Origin of the sequence: Leptospira sp. B5-022 (assembly GCF_000347035.1) — a bacterium.
Taxonomy (GTDB): Bacteria; Spirochaetota; Leptospiria; order Leptospirales; family Leptospiraceae; genus Leptospira_B; species Leptospira_B cinconiae.
Genome location: NZ_ANIJ01000006.1, coordinates 100,902 through 125,236, shown reverse-complemented (window position 1 = coordinate 125,236; position 24,335 = coordinate 100,902). Strand labels below are relative to the sequence as shown.

The window sequence follows — 24,335 nt, the reverse complement described above, 5'->3', positions numbered from 1 at the left end:
AGGAGGGGCAATGATCATTTCAAGACCAATGCAGGGAAAGATAAGAACTGCGAGAAATTACGTCCAGGTTCTTTTGGTTCTTCTCTTTTTTATAACTCCTTGGATCCGCTGGGAAGGATTTCAAGTTATCCGATTGGATATACCGGATAGAAAATTCTTTCTATTCGGTCATATTTTTATTCCACAAGAAGGTTACTTTCTCCATTTATTCCTGATCGCTTCGGGGCTTTGCCTTTTCTTTTTTACCACTCTGATCGGTCGGGTTTGGTGCGGATGGGCCTGTCCCCAAACCATCTATTCCGATATTTTCGATTGGATCGGAAGAAAGATACAAGATTCGAAATACGGAAAGAAAGACGCAAACTTTGCATTAGTAGTTTTAACTCATATCACCTGGATCTTAGTTAGTTTTGCAGCATCTTTCGCTTGGATCTCGTATTTTTCAGACCCATACCAAATGATCGGTTTTTTAAAAAATCCTAATTCAAACCTTCCCACCTGGTCTTTATTTTTGGGATTTTTTACTTTTGCAATGTATGCGGATATCGCATTTATACGGGAACAATTTTGTAAGTATGCCTGTCCGTATGCTCGTTTCCAAACGGTAATGATGGATAATCATTCTGTTAATATCACTTATGATTACTCCAGGGGAGAACCCAGAAGAAAGGGACAAACAAAGATCGGAGACTGCACAGCTTGTAATATGTGCCTCGTAGTTTGTCCCACTGGAATCGATATCAGGGAAGGAGCAAATCCTTGGTGTATCGCTTGCGGAAAATGTTCCGACGCCTGTACAAAACAAATGGAAAAGGAAAACAAGAAAACCTTGATCGGTTACTGGTCGGAAAATCAAATTTCCCAAAAAGGGTCCCCTATCCGCTGGATCCGACCCAGAACCGTTGTCTATGCACTTTCCTTAATGTTTACAATTTCGGCAATCGGGATCCTATTATCCAGCCGGGTCCCGCTCTATCTGTCGGTTATACCGGATAGAAATATTCAACCGATGATGGTCCAAAACGGCGTGGTAAGAAATTTTTACGAAGTACAAATGCAAAATCTGACTCCTAAGGATAGGACCTTAAAGTTTGAAATAGAAAGTTCGGATTTACAGGGAGAAAGAAAAATACTCGTCGGCGGTACGGAAGAAGCCGTCGTAGAATTGAAAGGTAACTCGGAAGAAAGATACAGACTGTTCATCGAACTCAAAATAGCCGAACAAGACACAAAAAAAAGAAGTCATGATATTAAATTGAAAGTAATAGATATTCAAGATTTCGAATATTCTAAATCGAAAACAATCCCGTTCTTGCTTCCGGTCTCAATTACCGGATGGAAAATACAAAATGAGGAGAGGATAGTCCATGGACGTTAGTTTAAAAAGAGCCTTTTGGGCGATCAAGATCGCATTCCTAGCATTATTTGTTGCTACTTTCTACACGGTAAAATTAGCTTTAGCTGGGCACACTCCGACTATCGACTCTAATTATTACGAAAAAGGGCTGAAATACGAACAGTCTATCCTCTCTCAAAGGAAAATGGTAGAAAACGGATACGGCTTCCATGCGGAATGGATCCAAAATCCGAATCTTTTCCGATCAGGAAAGCAAGAAATCCAGTTAGAGTTCAAACAAGGTGTCCAAAAGATCAAAGGGGCTCAAATCCAAGTACAATTGGATAAAACTGCGACCGAAAAATTCAACGAGAACATCACCTTAAAGGAAACTAGTCCGGGAAAATATCAGGGCGCACTTACAATTCCTTTCCCTGGAGAATGGAGAATTTCAATCTCCGCTAAGATCCCGGAAGGTATTCTGGAAAAGAGCGTATCCGTTAAGGTAGCCGATTGAAAGTATTAGAAAAAAAAACATTATGTTTTCATTGTAATACGGAGATCGACGGAGTATCCATACGTAGGACCGAACAGGGAATAGAAAGGGAATATTGCTGCAATGGATGTGCAGAGATCTCCCATTTATTATTAGAGAACGGACTGGACCAATTTTATCAGATCAGGGGGACCCAGTCCTTAGAACCTGTTGATACGGAAGTTCTTAAAATTTCTCCGGAAGAATTGGATAATGAAAGCGTATATTCGGAATATTTAGAAAAGAAGAATGGCCCGGATTCAAACGTATACATAACTGTTACTAACCTACATTGCTCGGCATGTGTATGGCTCATTGAAACCGTTCTGACTAAAACAGAAGGAGTCCATGACGCAAGGATCAATTTCGGGACGGGAAGGCTCAAAGTAGGATTCGATCTCTCAAAGCTAACACTCGGAAAAATTATCAAAACCATCGAAAGTTTGGGATACAAGGCCCGATTATACTCTCCCTTAAAAGCGGAATCCAAAGTAGAGAAACCCTTCCAAGAGCTTAGTATCCGGATGATAGTCGCCGGTTTTTGTTGGGGAAATATCATGTTATTCTCCGCAAGTCTATACGCAGGCTATTTCGAAGGGATGGAATTAAATATTAAAAATTTATTTCATTATATTTCCTGGATATTTGCGACTCCCGTTTATTTTTATTCCGGCTACCCTTTCTGGAAAGGAGCATACGAATCCTGGAAACGAAAACTTCTCGGAATGGATACGTTATTATTTGCAGGAGTCAGTCTCGCCTACTTCTACAGTATTTATGTAACGATTTCCGGCAGAGGAGAAGTTTACTTCGACTCCGTTTGTACCATCTACTTTTTTATTCTACTCGGAAAATATTTCGAGGCGATGATACGTTATAAAGCGGGAGCAAAAATAGGAGAATTACTCTCCCTTCTTCCGGAAGAATACGAGGTATCTAAAAAAGGGATCTGGTCCAAACATTCCGCCTCCACCATTGAAAAAGGGGACTTAGTCAGATTGTCTTTAGGAAGTAAGGCCCCTGTGGACGGGATTTTGGAATCCGAAATAGCATTTTTCGACGAATCCGTTTTAACGGGAGAAAGTAAACCGATCCGAAAATCTAAAGGAGCCGAGATCAAGGCCGGTTCCGTTTCGCTTTCCACTGATATAAAATTCCAAGCAAAAGGAAACACAAACGAAAGTTCTCTCGCACAGATCGGTAGAATATTAGAAGATTCTTTATTAACGAAGCCGAAAATCCAAAGAAGTACGGATAAGCTGGCCGCGATTTTCATAAAGGTGGTATTATTCGTCGCGATCGGAACCTTTATTTATTGGTTTAATTTTTATTCCACGGAAGAAGCAATCCTAAATACGATCAGCGTCTTGATCGTAGCCTGTCCTTGTGCCTTAGGTTTAAGTGTCCCGGCCGCACTCGTGATCAGTCATTTACTCCAATCCAAGGAAGGTGTACTCGTCAAAAATCCTGAGTCAGTGGAAATTTTAGCAAAAGCAAATCGGATCTTCTTCGATAAAACCGGAACGCTTACCACAGGCAAACTGGAATTAAACGCGGAAAAGTATTTCACTATAGATGAAAAGCCATCCAAATTCAGGGAGATCGCAATCCGACTAGAATCCCATTCTTCTCATCCAATCGCTAAATCCATCATAGAAACATTTTCTTCGGACTCACCTCAGTTTTTTGAGGAACTATCCGCAAACGAATCCTCCGGGAATATTTCGGGTTGGAGCTCCTACAAAGAAATTCCAGGAGAAGGAATGGAGGCCAAATTCCGAGAAAAAACATATAGGATCGGTAAAAAGAACTTCGTATGGGAAAATAAACCCGAAAACGACGGATGGATCCATCTTTCCGAAAATGGTATTCCATTGGTCGCCTGGGAATTCAGGGATAAAGCCAGACCGGAAGCAAAAGGTTCCATACAGGAACTAAAATCATTTTTTTCTAATATGGAAATATTGTCCGGAGATATTCCGTCGAAGGTGGAAACACTTTCCAAGGAACTCGGGATCCAAAATTATAAAGCCAATCTAACGCCCATCCAAAAGAAAGAAAGGATCTTAGAGGCACAATCTTCGGGAGAAGTGGTCCTTATGGTGGGGGATGGGGTCAATGATTCCGCATGTATAGCTCAGGCAGACTTGGGGATCTCAATGGGGATGGGTTCCGATCTTTCCTTGGATAAATCGGATATTATACTCGTAAAAGACAGATTGGATTCCCTTCCTAAATCCGTTCTGATCGCCAGAAAAACAAGAAGAGTAATTCTTCAAAATATCTGTCTTTCATTAGTTTATAATTCCATAATGATCCCTTTAGCGGCAGGCGGGTTAATGCTCCCTGTGATCTGTGCGGGCTTTATGACATTGAGTTCTTTAACTGTCGTATTAAATTCCATTTCTTTAAAACATAGGGTATTTACATGAACGCTTTGTATCTGACAATTCCGATCGCACTCGTGATCTCTTTCGGAGCATTTTACGTATTTTTACTCAATTTTAGGTCCGGTCAATATGAAGATATCGAAGGTCCTAAATACAGGATGTTATTTGAAGAAGATAAACAGGAAAAATCGAATTAGGAATTTATCATGGAACTTACTTCTGCGATCTTATTCGGATCTTTTTTAAACGGCCTAACCGGTTCTTTCCATTGTTTAGGAATGTGTGGCCCCCTAGCGGGAAGCCTAAACCTGACAGTATCGCCGACCGACAAAAAAACAAATCCGGTCCTATTACAAATTTTGTATAATCTGGGAAGATTAGTTTCTTATTCTTCGATAGGGTTGGGTTTCGGTTTTTTAGGAAAGGTTACAAACCAAAGTTTATCCTTATTACTTCCTGCTCAAGAATTTGCAGCGTGGTTCGGAGCGTTTTTTATTCTACTTTTCGGAGTATCCATTTTATTCCAAAAAGATTGGACACAAAATCGATTTTTCTCTAAAATTTTTTCCAAAGTAGGTTCTAAACTTTTAAAATTCAAAGAGAATAAAAGCCCGGTTTCCAGGCTCACTATCGGATTTATGTTCGGAATGTTGACCGGGTTTTTACCCTGCGGCATCTTATATCCCGCATTCGTGATGGCATTTGCGACAGGTTCGCCTGTATTCGGTGCGTTAAGTATGTTCTTCTTTTTTTTAGGGACCTTTCCCCTACTTTTCGGATTCGGTTTAGGATTTAGAATGATCTTAGCAAAATTCGGAAAAGATAAACTTAAACTAGCAGGTTTTGCGATCATTCTCCTTTCTATTTCGCTGATATTATTCAGAATGAATCATACACATCATCATTCCGAACCGGGAGAAAAAATAGAAGAAGGTAGCCATCACCACCATCATTAGGTCTTATAAATGGGAGAATTCCTTGGACCTTTTTTCCGGGAAGCGATACCATCTTAGTATCGCTTCCGAAACCATAATCCATTTGGCACTGTCCTCGAAATGACTCGGAGAACCTGGTACAAAATACATTCTTTTAACAGAAGTTTCTATCTTGGAAAGAACGGAACGGTTCACTATTCTGCCCGTAAAATCAAGCTCACCTAAAATATTCAAGATGGAAGCGTTTAACAACTTTCCAGTATATTCCTGAAGACCGTTCCCGATTAATACCAAACTTTCGACCGGCGATTCCGAACTTTCTGCAGCCCGGAATATTCTATCCGATATCGAGGAAGATCCTATATAAGAAATTTTTAAAGAATCAGCGCCCTTGATATTTTTGATCTGTTTGGTGATCTCTAAAAGTCGATCCGACAGAAGAGCAATATCGGAACGATTTGCGTGGATCTCTCTTTCCTCCCGGGTCAAAAGGCCTTTCAGAAAAAAAGTGGCCACTCCCCATTCATTCAGTGAAATCCTCATCTTAGAAAATCGATCCGCGAATTTATCATCCTTCTCATCTAAGATCAAGATAGCTAAAAATTCAGCCTGCCTCGGGATAAAAAGTTCTCCTTTAAGGTGGATCCGATTTACTTTGAAGTTTAGAATGTTCTGGATATCATACAGGACCATTTTATAAAACTTTAAGTAGCGAATATAAAATGTTCGAGGATTCAATCTAACAAACGAAGGAGAGCCTCTTCATTTTTAATCACTATTTTTCTTTTGTCTATTTCCACCCAACCTCTGCTCTTAAAATCAGCCAATGCCCGGACCAAAGTTTCAGTAGTCACGCCGATCATAGATGCCATGATCTCACGAGTGAAAGGAAGATCTTCGTCCGAGTCTTGTGATTCTGATAATTGTAACAGAAATTCTGAAAGTTTTGCATGAACTTGGCGAGTTCCCAAAGAATAGATCTTATTCTCCGACTCGACAGCTTCGATTGTCACATGTCTGAACACTGAATTTTGGAATTCTGAATCGGAATTTAAAAGTCTGCGAAGTTCCTCTTCCTCCACAAAAAGAACCGTGGATTCCACGAGCGCCACAGCATGGTGCAGGAAATTTCCTCCGATGGCGGCGTCTCTGATCCCGACCCAATTTCCAGGATGATAAATTTTGAATGTATGCTGTTTTTCCCCCGACCAGGAAGTTCTATAGGATCGGATGGAGCCGGTCTCGACTATATAAAACCCGTTAGCCTGCTCTCCTTGAGAGAATAAGATCTCGTTTTTGGAAATCTTCTTACGAGTGAAATTAACTTCATGGTGATGGAGAAGGTTTTCTTTTGGAAAAATTTCCCTTGGTAAAACTCGGTTTGTCTCGGTTGCGATTTTTACTGCGCTGGTCATGTTTTTAAGTCCCTTTATATCTCGATGGTCATAACCATACGGGAAGAAAAAGTAAAGGTCAAGGCCCGGTGAGAGATCCTACCGATTCGGACGGTTTCCGGCGGATTTCCAGGGTGAAATTCCGCGGTAATAAAACCGCGGATTGCATTATTACACTTCGAATTCGAAAACTTCTCCTCTTTCCGGGATCTTTGTCTCCCAGCCGTATATACTTCGGATACGATTCCCTAAGATCCTACTTGCGTCCTCTTCACCGTGTACAATGAAGACCTCCTTGGGTTGCGTTTTGATCTTGGATAACCAAGAGATAAGTTCCGATTGGTCTGCATGAGCGGACAATCCGTCTATATTCTGAACATCACATCTCACCTCATAATATTTACCCCGGATCTTGATCTCAGTATCTCCCCTCAGCAATTTATTACCCCTGGTCTCTCTCGCTTGGTATCCTACGAATAATACTAGAGAATTAGGATCGCCTAAGGAATGTTCTAGATAGGAAAGCACCCTTCCTCCCGTGGCCATCCCGCTTCCGGCGATCACAATTTTCGGTCCCCTTTTATTCACTATCTTTTTGGTCTCCGAAGATTCGGTGATGCAGAATATATCCTCTTTTAATTCGGATAATTCGTCCTCCTTCAACTTATGCCATTCGCTTCCATAAGTATTAAATAAATCTAAAACTTTAGATCCCATAGGAGAATCCATATATACGGGGATATTCGGGATCTCTCCGTCCTTCATCAATTTCCAAATCAGATACATGACTGCCTGAATTCTCTCCACCGCGAAGCAGGGAACGATAATGGTTCCCTTAGAAGTGGAGAATTCATGGATCAATTGAGCTAAACGTTTGACCGGATTTCCCCTGTGGATCCGATTCCCATAGGTGGATTCGATTAGGACAATATCCCCTTCCTCCGGCTTTTCCGGCGGATATAAAAGAGGATCGTTATCACGACCTATATCCCCGGAGAAGATTAGAGTCTTGTTCCCAACCTTGAACTCGATAAAGCTTGCTCCGAGAATATGACCGTTGTATCGGAAACAAAACCGAATATTCGGTTCCAGATCGAACCATTCCCCGATCTCTACGGCATAAAATAGTTTGATTGTCTTTTCGGCATCGTCGCTATCATACAATGGAAAGGCGGGTTTATGTTTGGAATATCCGCCCAAATTCGCAAGTTCTGCGTCTTCTTCCTGTAATTTTGCGCTATCTTTCAAAACTATATTAGATACATCTAATGTAGGTTTGGTGCCGAATATTTTCCCTCGAAAACCTTTTTTTACAACTCTAGGTAAATATCCGCAATGGTCCAAATGTCCGTGAGTAAGAAGAATATGATCTATTTCCGTCGGAAAGAATTGATCTGCATCCCAGTTCAAAAGTCTGAGTTTTTTTTCCCCTTGGAAAAGACCGCAGTCGATCAGAATCGTTTTTCCAAAGGCTTTTAAAAGGTATTTAGAACCAGTAACGGTGCCCACTCCTCCCAAAAATTGTAAACTAACAAGACTTCCGTTCTGATTCTCCAATTTGATTTCTCCTTTAATTGCACTCGTTCCGGATAAGCCGGAAAGAAGCAAGAATAAGCAAAAATCTCGCTTAAGTCAATACTTCGCGAGATATACGGTGAAATCGGTTCTTAACCGGCAAAATCACAGGGAGAAATTAAAGAAGTTCTTTGATCTTGGAGATATACTTTCTTCCGACGGGAAGTTGTGTCTCGTCCTCATCTTTCAAGTGAACGGAATAATTTCCCATATTATCACTTTGTAAATGAGACAACTTTTCCAAATTAATTATGTATTGTTTATATACCCTCATAAATTTATTCGGAGGAAGTTTATGCTCCAGACTTTTTAAGGATTTGTAAGTCACGTACTGCCTTTTTTCGGTATGAACCACGCTAAAATTATCCCTGGACGAAATATAAATGATCTCTCCGTAAGGAATTAAAAAATGATTTTCCTTTTCTAAAATGAAAAGTCCATGCTCGTTAAAAACGTTCTTGGAAGGTTTGCCTGATTCGTTCCCTAAAATTTCCACGGCACGATCCACCGCTTTAAAAAATCTTTCTTTAGAAAACGGTTTGAGAAGGTAATCGATGACACCGAATTCGAATGCCTCGATCGCCTTGTCTCTAAGCGCAGTGATAAAAATAATATACGGAGGATTTTCCAATCTTTCTAGAATATCCAAGCCGGAAAGGATGGGAAGATTAATATCCAAAAAAGCCAGATGGAATTCTTCGTTCTGAAGATATTCCAGCGCTTCTTCCCCATCTTTAGCTATTTTTACTAGTTTTAATTCAGGGCGAGCAATACAGTAATTTACGAGTAATTCCCTAGTAGGGGCCTCGTCTTCAACGATCAGTGTTCTCCATTCAGCCATTTTTATTATTAATTTTTCGCGGATTTAAAACCGATCGTGACGATCGCCCCGCCCTCGGGGTGATTTTCGATCTTCACTTCCGAATCGTAAAGATAAAATTTCAGACGTTCGGAAATGTTCACAATGCTCCTGGAAAGAATATTGGAATCCTTTAATCCCTTTCCATTATCCCTTATCGTTACCATGGTCTTGTCATCCTTCATCAAAGCTTTAACGCTGATCTTTCCTTTTCCTTTTCTATCTCTTAAACCGTGAATATAGGAATTTTCCACTAAAGGTTGTAAGGTCAAGGGCGGGATCTGGCATTGTTTAAAATTACCCGATTTTTCGAACTCCACTTCTAAAAAGTCGGAAAACCTAAGTTTCAAAAGTTGTAGATAATTTTCCATAAATTCCCATTCTATATCGAAAGGGACAAGCTGTTGGTTTGCCTGATCCATTAAAAATCTGTAATTATCTGCGAGCATTAAAATGGCGGAATCCGCAAGCCCTGGGTTTGTCTGGAGATAGGAATGAATGATGCTCAACGTATTAAATAGGAAATGAGGACTCATCCGATCTTGAAGGATCTTTAGATTGTTCTCGGCATGCCTCGCCTTCTCTTCCGTTTCTTTTCTTTCTGTGATATCGTTGCGGATCGCCAGATATTGATACGGCTTTCCATTGCCGTCCAAAATTGGGGAAATGGTGGTATCCACCCAGTAATATTTTCCGTCTTTAGCTCTGTTTTTAATTTCTCCCTTCCAAATTTTTCCTTTGGAAATCGTCTTCCAAAGATCTGCGAAAAACTCCTTCGGATGGTATCCGGAATTGACTACCCTATGAGTATGTCCTAACAATTCGTCTCTGGAATATCCGCTAATATCGCAGAAGTTTTGGTTCACGTAGATGATCGTTCCAGCCTTATCGGTAATCGCAACGATAGATACGGCATTCAGCGCTTTCTGAAAATCAGACAGTTCCTTTAAAGAACTTTTTAATTCTCGTTCTATCTCTTTGGTTCTAGTAATATCCACACCGACGAACCATTTCATGGAACCGAAAAGCGGAAATTCCGAGGAGATATTAGAAAGGGAGACTAATTTGGACTTTCCTCCTTTGGAAACCAGATCCAATTCCCAATTCTTAAAATCCGAATCCAGAAGTCCGGGATTGAATCCGGCAGATTCCCCTCTATCTGGGATCAAATTTCGAAATGAAAAACTGGGATCGTTTAAGATCTCGATAAAAGAATATCCCAAAACTTTTTCGCATTCATGGTTCCAAGAAACAGGTCTAAGATTCTCGTCCAAGGAAAAGAAAAGAATAGGCATATTATCCAAAACATCTTTCAACCTTCTTTCATTGCCCATAAATGCCTATAATTGCGGTATATTAACGTAAGTCATCATTAGATTACATACTCTCGATTCCTCTGCAATCAAAATTATGCGGAAAACCCTGTAGGTTTGCTTTTTCCTTTTGGATCGTGCCGTTCTCCCCGTTGGCCGTTGACTGATCGTTAATACTAGTTTAAAACTTCCTCAGGAGTATTCGCGATGAATAGTATAACCAAACCAACGGATCATTTTTTGAATCTTTCCAATTTGGATCATTTCTTCCAATCCTGGAACGAGTTATTGAATAGAAGCCCCTTCCAACATATCCCGGCAGTTAACGTGGTAAAGACGAAGGAAGGATATGAAATGGATTTCGCGGCTCCCGGCTTGGAAAAAGGGGATTTTAAAATCGATCTAGAAGGCGACCAGCTTACCGTAAGCGCGGAAAAAAAATCCGAATCCAAACAAGAGGACAAAACCTATAGCAAGCGAGAATACAATTATTCTTCCTTTAGCAGGACATTCACTCTTCCGGATAATGTTATTAAGGATCAAATCAGCGCTAAATACGATAACGGAGTATTAAAGCTCACTATTCCTAGAAAGGAACTAGAAGCGCCCAAAAAAGCTGTTAAGATCGGAGTAAATTAATACCATCGATTACAAAAGCTGAATACTCGGCGAGTTCGTTTCAAATTCGCCGATTTTTTTCGGAGTAAATAAAAATAAAACCTTATGACAACTTTAATAACTCAAGAATCAAAACATTGGTGGCTTCAAATATTAGTCGGTGCCCTTTGGCTTCTAACGGGAACGGTGACGATTCTATTTCCCGGACAAAGTTTTTTAGTATTGGCACTTGCATTCTCAATCATTCTGGCCGCAACCGGAGTTAGCCATATCCTATTTTCCTTATACAATAGAAAATATACTGAAATATTCATTTGGAATTTAGTGGTCGGTATCTTAGACGTTCTGATCGGCTCCTTATTATTCATTCATCCGGAGATCACTGCTGTCACACTTCCCTTTGTATTCGGATTTTTGCTGATTTTTCGTTCAATTTCCCTAATATCTTTTTCTATAGAAATTCGAAGACTAAGGAACTCTCATTGGGGATATGTCCTTATTCTAGGGATTTCCACTCTACTTTTCGCAATATTCGTATTATTCTTTCCTTTGATCGGGATATTTACGATTATTTTTTGGACCGGAATCGGGTTTTTCATCTCTGGGATGGGAAATTTATACTTAGGTTGGAAAGAGTTCAAGATAGAAAGATCTAGAAAATAATTTTATCGTATTTTTCGTTCAGAACCCCGGGAGTAATTCCTGGATTGCTCCCGGTCCGTCTTTTGAAAAATTGTCAATAAAAACCGATACCTACTTATAGAAATTAGCTAATTCTAATATATCCGCCACTTCTAAAGTATTCTTACCATAATCTTTCGCATTCGCATGGATCATAGCGATCCCAAGTTGTTTCAAGGTAGAAACACGCTTCGGAAAAATGATCCTTAACAGAGAAAAAGTCCAGCCGAAATATTTATAGGCAGACAAAGTATTTTTTGCTCCGGGAGTTGGATGTATATAACCGGGACGGAAATTATACACCTTCGCCCACCATTCCGGTGGAGCCGGTAATTATTACTCTTAATTTCATTTAATCACCCCGCTACTCGCAGTATCTTCTTCCAACTGGCTAGATACGATCGGATCTTCTTTGGAGGAATTAAACGGCAGTTTAGGCCACCAAGCAATATAATCTTTTTGTAAATCAGGTTCCAAACTTTCTCCTGGTTTAGGAGTGATCACAGTAACCCCAAGTTCTTTAGATTTTTCTAAAACTCTTTCCACAGGCTCCGTCCAACCGTGTGATGCAAGAGCAAACAGTCCCCAATGGATCGGGAGTAATACCTTTCCTCTAAGCTGGGCATGAGCGATCACCGCTTGTTCAGGACCGATATGCCAATCTGGCCATGCCTGGTTGTATTGCCCCGTCTCTATCATAGTCAGATCGAAAGGACCGTATTTTGCACCGATCTCTTTCATTTTTGGAAACAAACCCGTATCTCCCGAAAAATAAACCCGATGTTTAGGCCCGAGCAAAGCGTAACTGGACCAAAGTTTTTCGTCGTTGTCCAAAAGATATCTACCGGAAGCATGCCTAGCCGGAGTGCTTACTATTTCCAGGTCCTTGATCTTTTTACTTTCCCACCAGTCCAATTCCACAATCTTTTCCTCAGGAACACCCCAGTGAGAAAGATTGGCTCCTAAACCTAAGGGAACGACAAATAACGTGTTTCGATCTTTCAATTTGGAAATCGTCCCGAAATCCATATGATCGTAATGATCGTGTGAAATTAATACCAAATCTATTTCCGGGAGATCTTCCAAAGAGATTAAAGGAGGATACCATCTTTTTGGTCCGATCCAAGAAGAAGGAGAAGTTCTGTCCGACCAAACAGGATCGGTTAAGATCCTAACTCCATCCAATTCTACCAAAGAAGAGGAATGTCCAAACCAGGTAACCCTTAAACCGGACTCTGGAAATTTTGAAAATCTCGATTTTTCCACAAAAACTACAGGCACAGGATCTTTGGGAGTTACATCGGCGCTTGGGTGGAACATACTGCCTATAGCTCTCCAGAAATCGTTGATCAGAGGTTGAGGATTTACGAATTGCCCTTCTTTCCATTGGGGAGATCCTTGCATTCGAATAAACCTTTCTCCTTCCGCTTGTTTACCCAGCGCTTGGCAGGTATAAAAAAAGGAACCGGCCAAGATAGAGATCAATATCGGAACCAACCATTTTCCGGATCGATTTATGTTTTTCATTCGTTTTATTTCCTAATTTAGAAACGACCCACCGGAACAACCGGTAGATATCATCCTTACATTTTGACAATTTTTATCTAAGTTGTCAACATCTCAGACCTGCAAAGTTTAATAAAGTTGACATTTTTTTATTAATTTGTCAAATAATCTTATGACCGGAAAGGTAAGCCTAGGGGATGAGGCAAGAAAAAGGGAAATTTTAGACGCTGCGCTATATTGTTTTCTTCAATTCGGATATTCCAAAACTTCCATGGACGATATAGCGAAACAGGCGAAATTATCCCGCCCTCTCCTATATTTAAAATTTAAGAACAAAGAGGATCTATTTGAAGGGATCTTTGATTACACCTTGGAAGGGAGTTACGAAGAAGCGGAGAAAGTTTTGGACCAAAATACTTCCGCCAAACAAAAACTTCTGCGAATCTGCGAGCTGATATTGATCGAGCCCTGGGCCAAAATAGAAGGAAAACCTAAAACCTCAGAGTTTTATGAAACCTGTTCTAAATTATCTCCTAAAAGCACGCAAAAATACGAAAGACAAATTATCAAATTCGCCGAGCGAATATTGGGGGACAAAGAAAGCGCAAAAGTGTTTTTTCTGGCTTTGGAAGGACTTTCCGCAGACCTACCCAAAACAAAAGTACTACATAAAAGAGTCGCATTACTTACAGAAAAATTTGCACGTTAGAGATATTTTCGGTTTTCAATAATTTTCCGACATTCGCGGGTCGAAAATTACAATCATACTACGTCTTAGGATTTAGCTCTTGCCAATAAATTGGGGTATTATACCCTGCAGCTGACTTTTTGTTAGAACTCCTAATGACCAAACTGAAATTTATCATTCCATCTAATTTACACAGATTTGTCTCACAAAAACTTCTTATATTCTGCCTAGTTTTTTCCCTTGGCAATTGTGAGAGAGCCTCCTGGATCGCGGAAGACTCAATCCTCTCCTTAGATGGAGAGTGGGAATTTATCTCCGACAATAACACGAATCCGGATTTCAAAAAAGGAACGAAAATAACGGTTCCATTCGATTTTAGTTCCGACGATGTTTATCAGAATTTTGACGGATGTATTTCCATCCGTCATGCGCTACCGGAGAAGGCCCGCGCCTGGATGAATCAGCAGACTTCGGTTGCAATCGATTCCGGTCATAGTTCTGACTTCGCTGAATTTTATCTGAACGAAACTTCTAAACTTGGACTGATCGGAAAAACAGGAAGAAGAGATCCCTATCTTTCCGGACAAGACGGAAGGATCATTTCCGTACTTCCTGCGGCAGCATTTCGTCCAGGTGGAGAAAATTTTATCTACGCAAAGATCTGCACAATTCCCGGAAAACCCTTCCATTGGAGCGGACCTAAAGTTGCCCTGGGAATTTCGGAATCCATTTTTAAAAAATTCGGATTAGAACTAAGCGTTGCATTTCTACTTGCTGCGGTTTATATCAGCGTAGGACTTTACCATCTTCTTCTGGCTGTCAGAAGACCAAACGATATATTCAATTTATATTTCGGATTGTTTGCGATCTTCTTTTCCATATTTCACCTTACGAATAATTCCACTGCGGAGATACTTTTCGGCTCTCATAGACAATTACAATCCAAGGTGGACCAATTTTCGCTGATGATGTTTATCGGAAGCCTTCTTTTATTCATTGCTAGGTTCTTCCAGGGAAAACATCCGAAGTTCGCCGTCTATTCCGCTACACTTTACGGACTTGTAGCCTTTTTAGATATATTCGTAAATCAGTATATTCGAGATTTATTACTTACAATCGTCGCAGGCCTCACAGTAGTAATTGTTTTTCCATATATTTCTTTCATCACAGGAAGATCCGCTTGGAAGGGTAATTCCGATGCAAGACTACTTTTAGGTGGAGTTGCATTGATCGTTTTAGGAGGCGTGCACGACTATGCGGTCACAAACAGGCTCATCAATTCCGCATTGATCATGCCTTTCACTTTTTTGGCATTCATATTAGGGATAGCATTCATATTGGCAAACCGTTTCGTTCGGGTCCATAATGAAGTGGAAGAATTAAACGCAAGCCTGGAGGAAAAGGTCCGCCAACGAACCAACGATCTGCAAAAAAGCCTAACCGAGATCAAGGAACTCAAACATCAACAAGACGGGGATTATTTCCTAACCTCCCAGTTAATGCAACCTTTGGCCGGAAACTATGGACATAGCGATATAGTACGAGCGGAAATACTTTGCCGCCAAAAGAAAAGGTTCCAATTCAGGAATTGGCAAGGGGAATTGGGTGGAGACTTATGTGCGGTTTATTCCTTAAAATTGAAAGGAAGACCTGTATTAGTTTTCTTTAATGGGGATGCAATGGGAAAATCCATGCAGGGAGCGGGAGGCGCTCTCATCATGGGGACCGTATTTAAAACAATAGTCACAAGAACCCAAAACACATTAGAGATGCAGGAGATCTTCCCTGAACATTGGCTCAGAAGATGTTATCATGAATTAAAGAGCGTATTCGTTTCCTTTGACGGAAGAATGTTGATCTCCATGGTAGTAGGCATTGTGGATGAAGAATCGGGACTGATGTATTTTGTAAACGCAGAGCATCCACAAGTAGTGATGTACAGGGACGGAAGAGCGGACTTCCTTTCCGAAAACGGAATGCTCAGAAAGGTAGGAGTAGAGGATCCGGACGAAGTATTCGTAGTCCAAACACTTCAACTCAAACCGAACGATGTGATCCTGATCGGATCCGACGGAAGAGACGACGTACAACTCGGGATCAACGAAGATGGGAACCAGATCATCAACGAAGACGAAAGAGCATTCTTAAAGGACGTAGAAGAGGCAAAAGCGGAACTACTACAAATAGAAGCTCTCATCCGCTCCAGAGGGGATATCATAGACGATTTGAGTCTTGTAAGGATTTCCTATAAGGAAGAAATGACCTCGGTCGCGGATATTCTGGACGATCCTTTCCAGAACCAACAACTCACCGATACAATTTCCGAAAAAGCAAATCGTAGAAAGGCGTTAAGAAGTGCGATCGAAGAGAAAGATTATATCTTTGTCGGGTCGGAAGGCCAAAAATATTTGGAAAAATATCCGGATGACAGCCCGGTTTATCTCTGGGTTTCATACGCACTCGCAAGACTTGGAAATTACGACAAAGCGATCGATTTCGGAGAAGTTCTTCTCATGAGAGATCCCGGTCATTCCAAAAACCTAGAACATCTAAGTAAACTACATTATAAAAATGGAAATAAGGTCCGAGCGGAAGCCCTATTAGCCGCATCGAAGTCTAAATCGGATTAGAACCTCTTTAGGCTTCCTTGGACATACTTTTTAGGATGGTAGTCACTTCCAAACGGCAGCTTCCACATCCTGTTCCTGCACCTGTCCGTCTACCGATTGCCTCCAGGGTTCTTTCTCCATCCTGGATGGCTTCTCTGATATTTCCTTCTCCTACTCCGTTGCAGGAACAGACAACCTTTCCCTGAAGAGGTTTCATCATTTCGTCGTCATACAGAAGATGTTTCCTACGATCCCCCAATTCAATACCGGAAGAAACCCAATCTTTCATTCTGCTAAAGGAAGACTTATCACCGATCAAAATAGCGGCAACCAACCGGTCGTTCCGGATGATACATTTTTTATAAAAACGTTTTTTACGATCTAAGAATATGATCTCTTCGAATTCTTCCCGTTTATCCCTAGGGATTTCCATAGGAATATCCGGAAGCCGGATCGTAGCCAATTCCAATCCCGGGATCTTTAGAATATGAGCATGTAACGAACCGGTATATTCGTTGAATGCGTAACCGAATAGATGTTGAGCCGCGATCTTTGCTTGGTCATCCACGGCCGAAATATTCCCGTAACTTCCGGTTTTATGTTCTGCAATCTCCCCGATACAATACACGTCCGGATCGCTAGATCTTAAAAAAGAATCCACCACCACTCCGTTATTACAATCCAATCCACCCTTGACCGCAATCTCGAAATTCGGTTTCGTCCCGATCGCAAAAATAATCCCATCGGGCTCGACAAAATTCCCGTTCGAGAGTTGAACTTTCGAAACTCTTTCCGTTCCTTCTATCTTAGAAATTTCACATTCGAATATTAACTCGATCCCTCTTGCAAGTATCTCTTCTTTTAAGATATCCGAGCCCACAACATCCAATTTTTGGGACATCAAACGATCCGATCGAACAAGAACAGTCACTTTTACGCCGACACCTTTTAATGCCGCTGCAAGTTCCAATCCGAGAAGTCCGCCACCCACTATAAGCGCATGGGACTTCGGGACAAAAAAACCTTTGATCCGATCCGCATCCGATTTACTTCTTAAACTAAACACCCCTTGCATTTCGGGGCGGACCTTTGCAGGCCAGACCGGAGAACTTCCCATCGCAAGCACAAGTTTATTATAGGAATATAATGTTCCTTCCGTATCACGGACCTTCTTCCCTTCTGTATAGATCATCTGAACGGATTTATTTGGAAAAAGGTCCAAATTCCAGGACTTTACCTCCTCGGGATCAGTCGGCATAAGATCGTCGAATTCCTTTTCCCCTCCGATATAATCCGGAAGAAGTACCCTATTATAAAACGGATTTTCTTCCCTACACATCACTGTGATATCATCACCCGGTGCAAGGTCCCTGTATTGTTTTAAGAATGCGTATGCGGCAGTTCCGCCACCGACGATTAAAATTTTCTCCTTAGGTTTTTTATAAGGAGCGATCCGGACTGCAGAAATTTTAAAACCTGGTTGTTTGGACAATGGATCAGAAACGGAACTAGTAAGATTATTGGACCTGAACATATCAGTTCCATTCTTTCTTCCCCAATGCATCGGCAAAAATACGACACCACGTTTTATGGAATCTGTTAGGAGGGCTTTTGCACGAACGGATCCTCTCTTGCTCGAAATGGTCACCAGCATACCGTCTTTGATATCGTATTTATAAGCGTCGTCCGGATGGATCTCCAAAAAAGGTTCAGGCCTATGTTCTTTCAATTTTTTGACCTTACCTGTCCTGGTCATTGTATGCCATTGATCCCTGATCCTTCCGGTGGTAAGCACCAAAGGAAAATCATCGTCCGTTTTTTCGGAGTCGTCTTCGGATCTTACGGAGTGGATCTTTGCTTTCTCATTCTTTCTGTAAAATTTTCCGTCGCTAAATAATCGCACGTTATCCGAATGCCCCTTCCGGGGATAAGGCCATCTAATCGCTCTGTGTTTACGGATTTCTTGATAATCTAAACCTAATATATCGATCTTAGTCCCTTCCGTTAATCTACAATGTTCCAAAAAAATTTCTTCTTCATCGGAATAATCGAACGAAGGACCGAATCCCATTTTTTTAGCGAAATCTTGTATGATCCAAGAATCAGCTTTTGCTTCCCCTGGAGGTTCTAAAATTTTCGGGAGAACAGAAATACTACGATCGGAACTTGTCATTGTACCCGTCTTCTCCGCCCAACCGGCAGCAGGCAGTACAAGGTCCGCGAAAGGGATCACGCTAGATTCGGAGGAAATATCCTGGACAACTACAAACTCAGCCGAACGAAGACCGGATTCGGCGGCTCTTACATCCGGAAGACTGACGGCAGGATTCGTACAAATGATCCATATAGCTTTCATTTTTCCGGAGGCAAGCTTTTCAAAAATTTCAGTCGCACTGTAACCGGGAGAATCTGAGATAGAAGCCACTCCCCAAAATTTTGCGACTTCCTTTCTATGTTCCGGATTCTCCAGGTCTCTATGCGCAGGAAGAAGATTACAAAGTCCTCCAACTTCCCTTCCACCCATGGCATTAGATTGACCGGTTAAGGAGAATGGACCGGATCCTGGTTTTCCAATATGCCCAGTGAGAAGAGAAAGATTGATCAGGGCCAAATTTTTGTTCACTCCGACAACACTTTGGTTCAACCCCATAGCCCATAAGCTAATAAATCCATTCGCCTTAGAAATGTATTCCGCGGTTTTATAAATTAGTTCGAAAGAGATCCCGCAGGTCTCAGCGGCTTTTTGAACCGAAATTTCGAAAACTTTCGTTTTTAGTTCCTCGAATCCTTCGGTATGCGTCCTTATGAATTCAGTATCTATCCAATTTTTCTCTATTAGAATTCTTGCAATTGCATGAAATAAATAAATATCAGTTCCGGGATTTATCTGCAGATGAATGTCCGCATGTTCGCAGGACTCCGTCCTACGAGGATCCACTACTATGAGTTTAATATTCGGATTTTCTCTTTTTCTAGCTTCTATTCTTCTGAACACGATCGGATGGCACCAGGCAGGGTTTGCCCCAGCTACTAAAAAACAATCCGCAAGGTCCAGATCTTCGTATCCGACCGGAACGGCATCTTCTCCGAATGCCATCTTATATCCAGTGACGGCAGAACTCATACAAAGTCTGGAATTTGTGTCTATATTGTTTGTCCCTAAAAATCCCTTAGTTAACTTATTTATAATATAGTATTCTTCTGTCAGAAGTTGTCCCGAAACGTAAAACCCCACCGAATCCGGGCCGAAATCCCGGATATAACTCTTAAATTTTTCCGCAGCGAGATCCAATGCCTTATCCCAACCGGTTCTTTTTAGAGGAGAAAAACGATCCTCCCTCATCATCGGGTACAGAATTCGATCTGACCTGTCCATGACGGAATAGTGCAAATTCATCCCCTTTGAGCAAAGGACACCTCTGTTTGTAGGATGATCGGGATCCCCACTCACAGAAATATCCTGGGGTCCGCTTTTTTCCACCTTCAGGCCGCAACCTACCCCACAGTAAGGGCAAGTTGTTTGAAAGGTCTCCAGGTTTTGCATACTTGTATTCATGCAATTATCACGCCATATACTGTATTATTTAGAAAACAGGCCAATTAGATGCTTTCCGAGTCTGGTTTCGAGAAGAGAAGACACTTTCCTCTTCAGTTCTGAGGCAGTTTGTATAGAATCTCTGCAATGTAGTATCTTCGACAAAGTCAATATTGGCATACCGAACGGGAGGATCTGGCAAAGAAATGCAGAATATACACTGGAATTCAGATTCAGAACGATCAGAAACGAATTGGCTTTCTTTTTTAGATCTGGCATTTATCCTGCATAGAAAGAAAAAGGTCCCCTGGGATCCCGAAGGTCCTCTAGGCTCGAACCCAAAAGATGAAAGAGAAGAACGAGCATGAAATTTTGTTTTTTTTCTATTCCCAAGCGGATTTTTTAGAAGAAGTCTGGGCGGAATATAAAAGGTCTCCCGCAAAACTTTCCAGCTTAAATCTAGTGAATTGGATCTTTGCCGCCTTTCCTATCTATGAAGACATTTCTAAACTTCTCCCCTCCGTGATCTCAAAAACGAAAACCATTTCCGACAACGGGAACAATCCCGACTTTTCCTATGAATTAAAAAAGGTGGACATAAATGTAAAAACTCCGAGCGAATTAATTTCGATCTACAAAAGAGTTTCCGAAAGTAAACAAACGGATAAGAAGAAGTCCCCACAAAATAGTAAATACTTCTGGAATCTACAAAAGGAGATTCTGGAGGGAAGAAAAGGACCCTTATTAGTCTCATTGGAAGAAACCGCCAAGAGTATCATTCGCTTCAATAACGAACTCGAACTGGAATTGATAGAACATTATGGATTCAACTTTCGTAAAAAATTAAATATAGATATCATCTCATAAATAGCAAATTTCGTGCCATTCATTAATTATTTATCAATTTCTTCGAAAAAGCGCTAAACTTTTCACTTATCCAAGCAAGTCGAAGTTACTACAAAAAGTTTTCTCCTAGAAAACGTACATTTTTTATACAATACGTAAATTTATCCATCGTACCCTAAAGCGGACACTCGACTTACATCTTAACAAACGGACCTGATTCGCCAGTTCATTCAACATTAATATATTTTTAACATATTGGCACACTAATTGCTAATCCTTAAGAAAGATACTTTTACTGTGGGCTGCTCTCGAATGAAGATAATCTCAAAACTGAAGTTTTTTTCCTTATTTCTCTTAATAATCATTATTATGAGCACAAACTCTTATTCGGAAGAGGACCCGAATAAGAATGTTAAGGAAGTAAGTCCGAACCATACCCCTTCTTCGGATACGAACAAAACGGAAAGTCCCGAATCAAAGGCCAAAAAACAAGAACCTAAATACAATTCTCCATGGAAAGGAAATATTCCTGTAGATCATCTCAGAACTCTTCTAGTCACTCCCGAACAAATGAAGGATACCCAAAAATCAGATTTGTTTTGGCTGGATAATTTAAAGTTAGGAGCTTCTCTTAGGCCTAGATTTGAAGCGAGAGAAAATCCCGATTTCAACAAAAAGACGGATGATTATAGTTCTTTCGTAGGACAAAACACTCAACTTTGGTTCTTATTCGATCCTTCTCCACATTATGCGATCAAAGTCACCGTGCAAGACAGCAGGCTTTGGGGAGGAAGCCAAACTCCTCAGAACTCGGGTAATTGGGCTTACGGGTTAAGTACAGGCACCGGAACCACATTGACCCCGGGGACTTCTACCAATACGAATATTAGAAATAATACGGATATTAGGGAGGCTTATATAGTATTCAAAAAATCTGATAAACTTCCCGTTTCCGTTTTTGTAGGCAGACAGGTTTTCGCTTTTGGTGATCTGAAAATTGTAGGCCCGTTAAATTGGCTTCACACCGGTTTTGCATTCGATGGGGTTCGATTCGTACATGACTCACAATGGTTTAGATCGCATGTATTCGGAACCATCCTTTCCAATCAATACGACGCTCCCTACGGTTTGACCACGAGTAATGGAAGATCGAAAGGTTCTATAGACCAGGCTTACTTTTTCGGTGCTTATAATACGATCAAACTCGGTGAAGAAGCCCATCTAGACCTATACGTATTGGAAGTTTCTAAAAAGTGGATTCCAAATCCGAATCCTACCGACTTTGATGATCGCCTAAAACAAAGAGACGATCTATTAACAACGGGCTTTCGATTTACCAACAGAACGAATAACAATCTTTTACCTGCTGGAAAGATCTGGGATTGGACCATAGAATCAGCATGGCAGTCCGGAATGACCGGGGATAGGGTCAAAGCCGACTGGGATATTCTGGATCAAAAAGCGGCTAATGGTAAAAACATTTACACGGAGAAAGTGCAATATGACACAAGACTTCTTTCTTTGGATACCGGGATCAAGGTTAACGATTGGATCCGACTCGGTATAGGTTATACTTACGCTTCGGGGGACCCGAATCGATCCGATTCAAAGGTCGGGACTTGGCAGAGTTTATTCCCTCAGATTGCAGGTTCTTTCCCAAATTGGAACACTATGAACGGGCAATCCCTAATGGTCGGATTCGAAAATATAAAGTCATATTCAATCAGAGCGAATCTCAAAACGGATTATGGAATGTTCATCTTTGCTATTTACGACACTCAAAAAGCGAATCTGCAAGATGCTTGGTATAAGGTCTCGGGAGTTCCGAATACCGGAGCAAGTACGGAAAATTATTCCAATGACAAATTCTCTTACGAGAATTCGAGATTGGGTAGAAGGTTATTCTATCAATATGATTTTACTTGGATCTATAATTACACGGAATCCGTCTCCATCTGGATGGGAATTTCCGTCGTAAAAGCGAAAGAAGCGATCGGAAATGAAAGAACGAATCCGTTTGCCTCAAATCCAGACAACAGATATACGTTCGACGATACTTCTAAATTCTTTTATCTCATGGTCTCCGCCTCCCTATAAGGCAATCCTTTCCCTAGGAGGGGCCGAAAGTTTCGGCCTCTCCTTTCTTTTTTATTGAAAAGTCTCGAATAGTATCATCAACTAGGGTAAGTTAGACTATGATTAGCTGTCCAATGGGTCTTAAAATTGTTACATAATTTATTAACAATAGTTAAGATGAAAACTCTACCTTTCTCTGTCATAAAGAATATGGAAGAGAAAGGATATGCAACACTGCGATGAAATTCCTCCAAAAATAAACCAGCCTTCCGATTTTTTAGAAAAGGACTTTTTGCCCAAAGAAATAGGTTTGGACGAATGGTTTTGTCAGGCGGCTCAATTTAAGAATATACTATATCATTCTCCGAATGGATTTGCGATCGTATCATTGGATGGAAAATTTATCAGTTCAAATCCTGCGCTTTCTCAAATTTTAGGATATTCAGAAAATGAATTGATCGGAATTAGCCTTGATTCGATCACCCACGCGGATGAAACCGAGGAAGATATACGTTCCATCGATCAATTTTCGAACGGACCAACCCCTAGTTTCAAAAGAAAAAAAAGATACATTCATAAAGATGGACACCTTCTTTGGGTCCAAATCGATGTAACCTTAATACGGAACCAAACGGGTAACCCGAATTATTTCGCCATTCAATTTCAAGATATTACTAAACATCATGAACTAGAAAAGCAACTCATACATTCTCAAAGAATGGAATCGATTGGCTCCTTGGCGGGAGGAGTGGCCCATGATTTTAATAATATCCTGACGGTAGTCTTGGGTTACACGACCCTCCTGGAGAAAAATTCGGAGCATCCGGAAAAAATTTTACAATATTCTGAAATCATAAAAAAGACTGCGGAAAGAGGTTCTTCCCTGATCAAACAACTTTTGACCTTGGCAAGAAAGGTAGAGTCGGATCTTAAACCTTCCATCGCAAATGATCTACTCTTAGAAACGATCCATATCGCATCTTCCACTTTTCCTAAATCTATTCGGGTGATTTCCGACCTACCTCAGGATCCAATCCTTGTACAGGCAGATCATAACCAAATCCATCAGGTTTTTCTAAACTTATTCTTAAATGCAAAAGACGCCATGCCTAACGGCGGATTACTTTCCATACGATTAAGAATGGAAGAAGGAAAATTTATTTCTCCGGAAAAGACCCAAAAGACCGCGGTGATAGAAATTCTAGATAGCGGAACAGGGATAGACAGAAAAACGATCCGTAAAATTTTCGACCCTTTCTTTACCACTAAAGAGCCAGGCAAAGGAACAGGTTTAGGGCTTTCTATCGCTTATGGAATTTTAGAAAATCATAAAGGTAAGATCAAGGTAGAAAGTGAACTTGGATCCGGAACGAAATTTTCAGTTTTCCTACCGGTTTTGGAATAGAAGAGGCCTCGGCAAATTTTTCGGTTTATGATAA

The 24,335-nt window shown here is 40.9% G+C and carries 20 protein-coding genes; 12 read left to right on the top strand and 8 right to left on the bottom strand.

The genetic code is table 11. The features are described 5' to 3' along the window. Positions 1-10: 10 nt before the first annotated feature. Genes ccoG through LEP1GSC192_RS01200 form a run of 5 tightly spaced genes read left to right on the top strand, consistent with a single transcriptional unit; the run spans position 11 to position 5,217 of the window. The gene (ccoG, locus tag LEP1GSC192_RS01220) at positions 11-1,378 is read left to right on the top strand and encodes a cytochrome c oxidase accessory protein CcoG (protein ID WP_020768457.1); all 1,368 of its coding nucleotides are present in this window, start codon (positions 11-13) and stop codon (positions 1,376-1,378) included. Then, a complete protein-coding gene (locus tag LEP1GSC192_RS01215) occupies positions 1,368-1,853 on the top strand; it encodes a FixH family protein (protein WP_020768251.1) in 486 nt (161 codons plus the stop codon). Before ccoG ends, LEP1GSC192_RS01215 begins: the two co-directional genes overlap by 11 nt. Next, positions 1,850-4,303 (top strand): heavy metal translocating P-type ATPase, encoded by a 2,454-nt coding sequence (locus LEP1GSC192_RS01210; protein WP_020768009.1) that lies wholly within the window; start codon positions 1,850-1,852, stop codon positions 4,301-4,303. Before LEP1GSC192_RS01215 ends, LEP1GSC192_RS01210 begins: the two co-directional genes overlap by 4 nt. Further along, positions 4,300-4,458: a cbb3-type cytochrome oxidase assembly protein CcoS gene (ccoS, locus tag LEP1GSC192_RS01205; RefSeq protein ID WP_020768367.1), complete on the top strand. Its 159-nt coding sequence runs from the start codon at positions 4,300-4,302 to the stop codon at positions 4,456-4,458. Before LEP1GSC192_RS01210 ends, ccoS begins: the two co-directional genes overlap by 4 nt. Before the next feature lie 9 nt (positions 4,459-4,467). Continuing rightward, positions 4,468-5,217 (top strand): sulfite exporter TauE/SafE family protein, encoded by a 750-nt coding sequence (locus LEP1GSC192_RS01200; protein ID WP_020768417.1) that lies wholly within the window; start codon positions 4,468-4,470, stop codon positions 5,215-5,217. Between the two features lie 3 nt (positions 5,218-5,220). Here the strand turns inward: LEP1GSC192_RS01200 and LEP1GSC192_RS01195 are convergent, their stop codons facing one another. The 5 genes from LEP1GSC192_RS01195 to LEP1GSC192_RS01175 all read right to left on the bottom strand — a co-directional run bounded on the left by LEP1GSC192_RS01195 (position 5,221) and on the right by LEP1GSC192_RS01175 (position 10,358). Beyond that, the gene (locus LEP1GSC192_RS01195) at positions 5,221-5,934 is read right to left on the bottom strand and encodes a dienelactone hydrolase (RefSeq protein WP_232420937.1); all 714 of its coding nucleotides are present in this window, start codon (positions 5,932-5,934) and stop codon (positions 5,221-5,223) included. Further along, the gene (locus LEP1GSC192_RS01190) at positions 5,931-6,611 is read right to left on the bottom strand and encodes a Crp/Fnr family transcriptional regulator (RefSeq protein ID WP_020768495.1); all 681 of its coding nucleotides are present in this window, start codon (positions 6,609-6,611) and stop codon (positions 5,931-5,933) included. The genes LEP1GSC192_RS01195 and LEP1GSC192_RS01190 overlap by 4 nt, the downstream gene beginning before the upstream one ends. 150 nt (positions 6,612-6,761) lie before the next feature. Continuing rightward, positions 6,762-8,147 carry an MBL fold metallo-hydrolase RNA specificity domain-containing protein gene (locus tag LEP1GSC192_RS01185; RefSeq protein ID WP_036088778.1) on the bottom strand — a complete coding sequence of 462 codons (1,386 nt, stop codon included), beginning with the start codon at positions 8,145-8,147 and terminating at the stop codon, positions 6,762-6,764. A gap of 136 nt (positions 8,148-8,283) precedes the next feature. Next, on the bottom strand, positions 8,284-9,006 hold the full coding sequence (locus LEP1GSC192_RS01180) for a LytTR family DNA-binding domain-containing protein (protein WP_020768462.1): 723 nt from the start codon (positions 9,004-9,006) through the stop codon (positions 8,284-8,286). Between the two features lie 8 nt (positions 9,007-9,014). Then, positions 9,015-10,358 carry a PAS domain S-box protein gene (locus tag LEP1GSC192_RS01175; protein ID WP_020768430.1) on the bottom strand — a complete coding sequence of 448 codons (1,344 nt, stop codon included), beginning with the start codon at positions 10,356-10,358 and terminating at the stop codon, positions 9,015-9,017. 186 nt (positions 10,359-10,544) lie between these two features. Here LEP1GSC192_RS01175 and LEP1GSC192_RS01170 point away from each other — a divergent pair, with 186 nt between their 5' ends. Both LEP1GSC192_RS01170 and LEP1GSC192_RS01165 read left to right on the top strand, forming a co-directional pair. Beyond that, complete coding sequence (locus tag LEP1GSC192_RS01170) at positions 10,545-10,976, top strand: Hsp20/alpha crystallin family protein (RefSeq protein WP_020768069.1); 432 nt, start codon at positions 10,545-10,547, stop codon at positions 10,974-10,976. An 84-nt stretch (positions 10,977-11,060) separates the two neighbouring features. Next, complete coding sequence (locus LEP1GSC192_RS01165; RefSeq protein ID WP_020768053.1) at positions 11,061-11,618, top strand: HdeD family acid-resistance protein; 558 nt, start codon at positions 11,061-11,063, stop codon at positions 11,616-11,618. A 90-nt stretch (positions 11,619-11,708) separates the two neighbouring features. Here LEP1GSC192_RS01165 and LEP1GSC192_RS01160 read toward each other — a convergent pair whose 3' ends face one another. Continuing rightward, positions 11,709-11,939 (bottom strand): hypothetical protein, encoded by a 231-nt coding sequence (locus tag LEP1GSC192_RS01160; protein WP_020768206.1) that lies wholly within the window; start codon positions 11,937-11,939, stop codon positions 11,709-11,711. A 45-nt stretch (positions 11,940-11,984) separates the two neighbouring features. Beyond that, positions 11,985-13,163, bottom strand: a complete 1,179-nt coding sequence (locus LEP1GSC192_RS01155; protein WP_020768227.1) for an MBL fold metallo-hydrolase — start codon at positions 13,161-13,163, stop codon at positions 11,985-11,987. Positions 13,164-13,314: 151 nt separating this feature from the next. Here LEP1GSC192_RS01155 and LEP1GSC192_RS01150 point away from each other — a divergent pair, with 151 nt between their 5' ends. Both LEP1GSC192_RS01150 and LEP1GSC192_RS01145 read left to right on the top strand, forming a co-directional pair. Continuing rightward, positions 13,315-13,851 (top strand): TetR/AcrR family transcriptional regulator, encoded by a 537-nt coding sequence (locus LEP1GSC192_RS01150; RefSeq protein ID WP_020768324.1) that lies wholly within the window; start codon positions 13,315-13,317, stop codon positions 13,849-13,851. 134 nt (positions 13,852-13,985) lie between these two features. Next, complete coding sequence (locus tag LEP1GSC192_RS01145; RefSeq protein WP_020768239.1) at positions 13,986-16,460, top strand: SpoIIE family protein phosphatase; 2,475 nt, start codon at positions 13,986-13,988, stop codon at positions 16,458-16,460. 7 nt (positions 16,461-16,467) lie between these two features. Here the strand turns inward: LEP1GSC192_RS01145 and LEP1GSC192_RS01140 are convergent, their stop codons facing one another. Then, positions 16,468-19,983: a nitrate reductase gene (locus LEP1GSC192_RS01140; protein WP_198289286.1), complete on the bottom strand. Its 3,516-nt coding sequence runs from the start codon at positions 19,981-19,983 to the stop codon at positions 16,468-16,470. Between the two features lie 336 nt (positions 19,984-20,319). Between LEP1GSC192_RS01140 and LEP1GSC192_RS01130 the strand changes: the two genes are divergently transcribed. The 3 genes from LEP1GSC192_RS01130 (at position 20,320) to LEP1GSC192_RS19230 (ending at position 24,301) form a co-directional block, all read left to right on the top strand. Next, positions 20,320-20,841 (top strand): hypothetical protein, encoded by a 522-nt coding sequence (locus tag LEP1GSC192_RS01130; protein WP_020768219.1) that lies wholly within the window; start codon positions 20,320-20,322, stop codon positions 20,839-20,841. Positions 20,842-21,132: 291 nt separating this feature from the next. Beyond that, positions 21,133-22,917 carry an alginate export family protein gene (locus LEP1GSC192_RS01125; RefSeq protein ID WP_020768140.1) on the top strand — a complete coding sequence of 595 codons (1,785 nt, stop codon included), beginning with the start codon at positions 21,133-21,135 and terminating at the stop codon, positions 22,915-22,917. A gap of 205 nt (positions 22,918-23,122) precedes the next feature. Then, on the top strand, positions 23,123-24,301 hold the full coding sequence (locus LEP1GSC192_RS19230) for a nitrogen regulation protein NR(II) (RefSeq protein WP_020768338.1): 1,179 nt from the start codon (positions 23,123-23,125) through the stop codon (positions 24,299-24,301). The last annotated feature ends 34 nt before the right edge of the window (positions 24,302-24,335 follow it).

Excerpts from the sequence above, each read along its gene's own strand:
- ccoG (WP_020768457.1), top strand. The coding sequence starts at position 11 with ATGATCATTTCAAGACCAATGCAGGGAAAGATAAGAACTGCGAGAAAT.
- LEP1GSC192_RS19230 (WP_020768338.1), top strand. The coding sequence starts at position 23,123 with ATGCAACACTGCGATGAAATTCCTCCAAAAATAAACCAGCCTTCCGAT.
- LEP1GSC192_RS01180 (WP_020768462.1), bottom strand. The coding sequence starts at position 9,006 with ATGGCTGAATGGAGAACACTGATCGTTGAAGACGAGGCCCCTACTAGG.
- LEP1GSC192_RS01150 (WP_020768324.1), top strand. The coding sequence starts at position 13,315 with ATGACCGGAAAGGTAAGCCTAGGGGATGAGGCAAGAAAAAGGGAAATT.
- LEP1GSC192_RS01175 (WP_020768430.1), bottom strand. The coding sequence starts at position 10,358 with ATGGGCAATGAAAGAAGGTTGAAAGATGTTTTGGATAATATGCCTATT.
- LEP1GSC192_RS01190 (WP_020768495.1), bottom strand. The coding sequence starts at position 6,611 with ATGACCAGCGCAGTAAAAATCGCAACCGAGACAAACCGAGTTTTACCA.
- LEP1GSC192_RS01170 (WP_020768069.1), top strand. The coding sequence starts at position 10,545 with ATGAATAGTATAACCAAACCAACGGATCATTTTTTGAATCTTTCCAAT.
- ccoS (WP_020768367.1), top strand. The coding sequence starts at position 4,300 with ATGAACGCTTTGTATCTGACAATTCCGATCGCACTCGTGATCTCTTTC.
- LEP1GSC192_RS01125 (WP_020768140.1), top strand. The coding sequence starts at position 21,133 with ATGAAGATAATCTCAAAACTGAAGTTTTTTTCCTTATTTCTCTTAATA.
- LEP1GSC192_RS01200 (WP_020768417.1), top strand. The coding sequence starts at position 4,468 with ATGGAACTTACTTCTGCGATCTTATTCGGATCTTTTTTAAACGGCCTA.
- LEP1GSC192_RS01215 (WP_020768251.1), top strand. The coding sequence starts at position 1,368 with ATGGACGTTAGTTTAAAAAGAGCCTTTTGGGCGATCAAGATCGCATTC.
- LEP1GSC192_RS01130 (WP_020768219.1), top strand. The coding sequence starts at position 20,320 with ATGAAAGAGAAGAACGAGCATGAAATTTTGTTTTTTTTCTATTCCCAA.
- LEP1GSC192_RS01155 (WP_020768227.1), bottom strand. The coding sequence starts at position 13,163 with ATGAAAAACATAAATCGATCCGGAAAATGGTTGGTTCCGATATTGATC.
- LEP1GSC192_RS01165 (WP_020768053.1), top strand. The coding sequence starts at position 11,061 with ATGACAACTTTAATAACTCAAGAATCAAAACATTGGTGGCTTCAAATA.
- LEP1GSC192_RS01145 (WP_020768239.1), top strand. The coding sequence starts at position 13,986 with ATGACCAAACTGAAATTTATCATTCCATCTAATTTACACAGATTTGTC.
- LEP1GSC192_RS01140 (WP_198289286.1), bottom strand. The coding sequence starts at position 19,983 with ATGCAAAACCTGGAGACCTTTCAAACAACTTGCCCTTACTGTGGGGTA.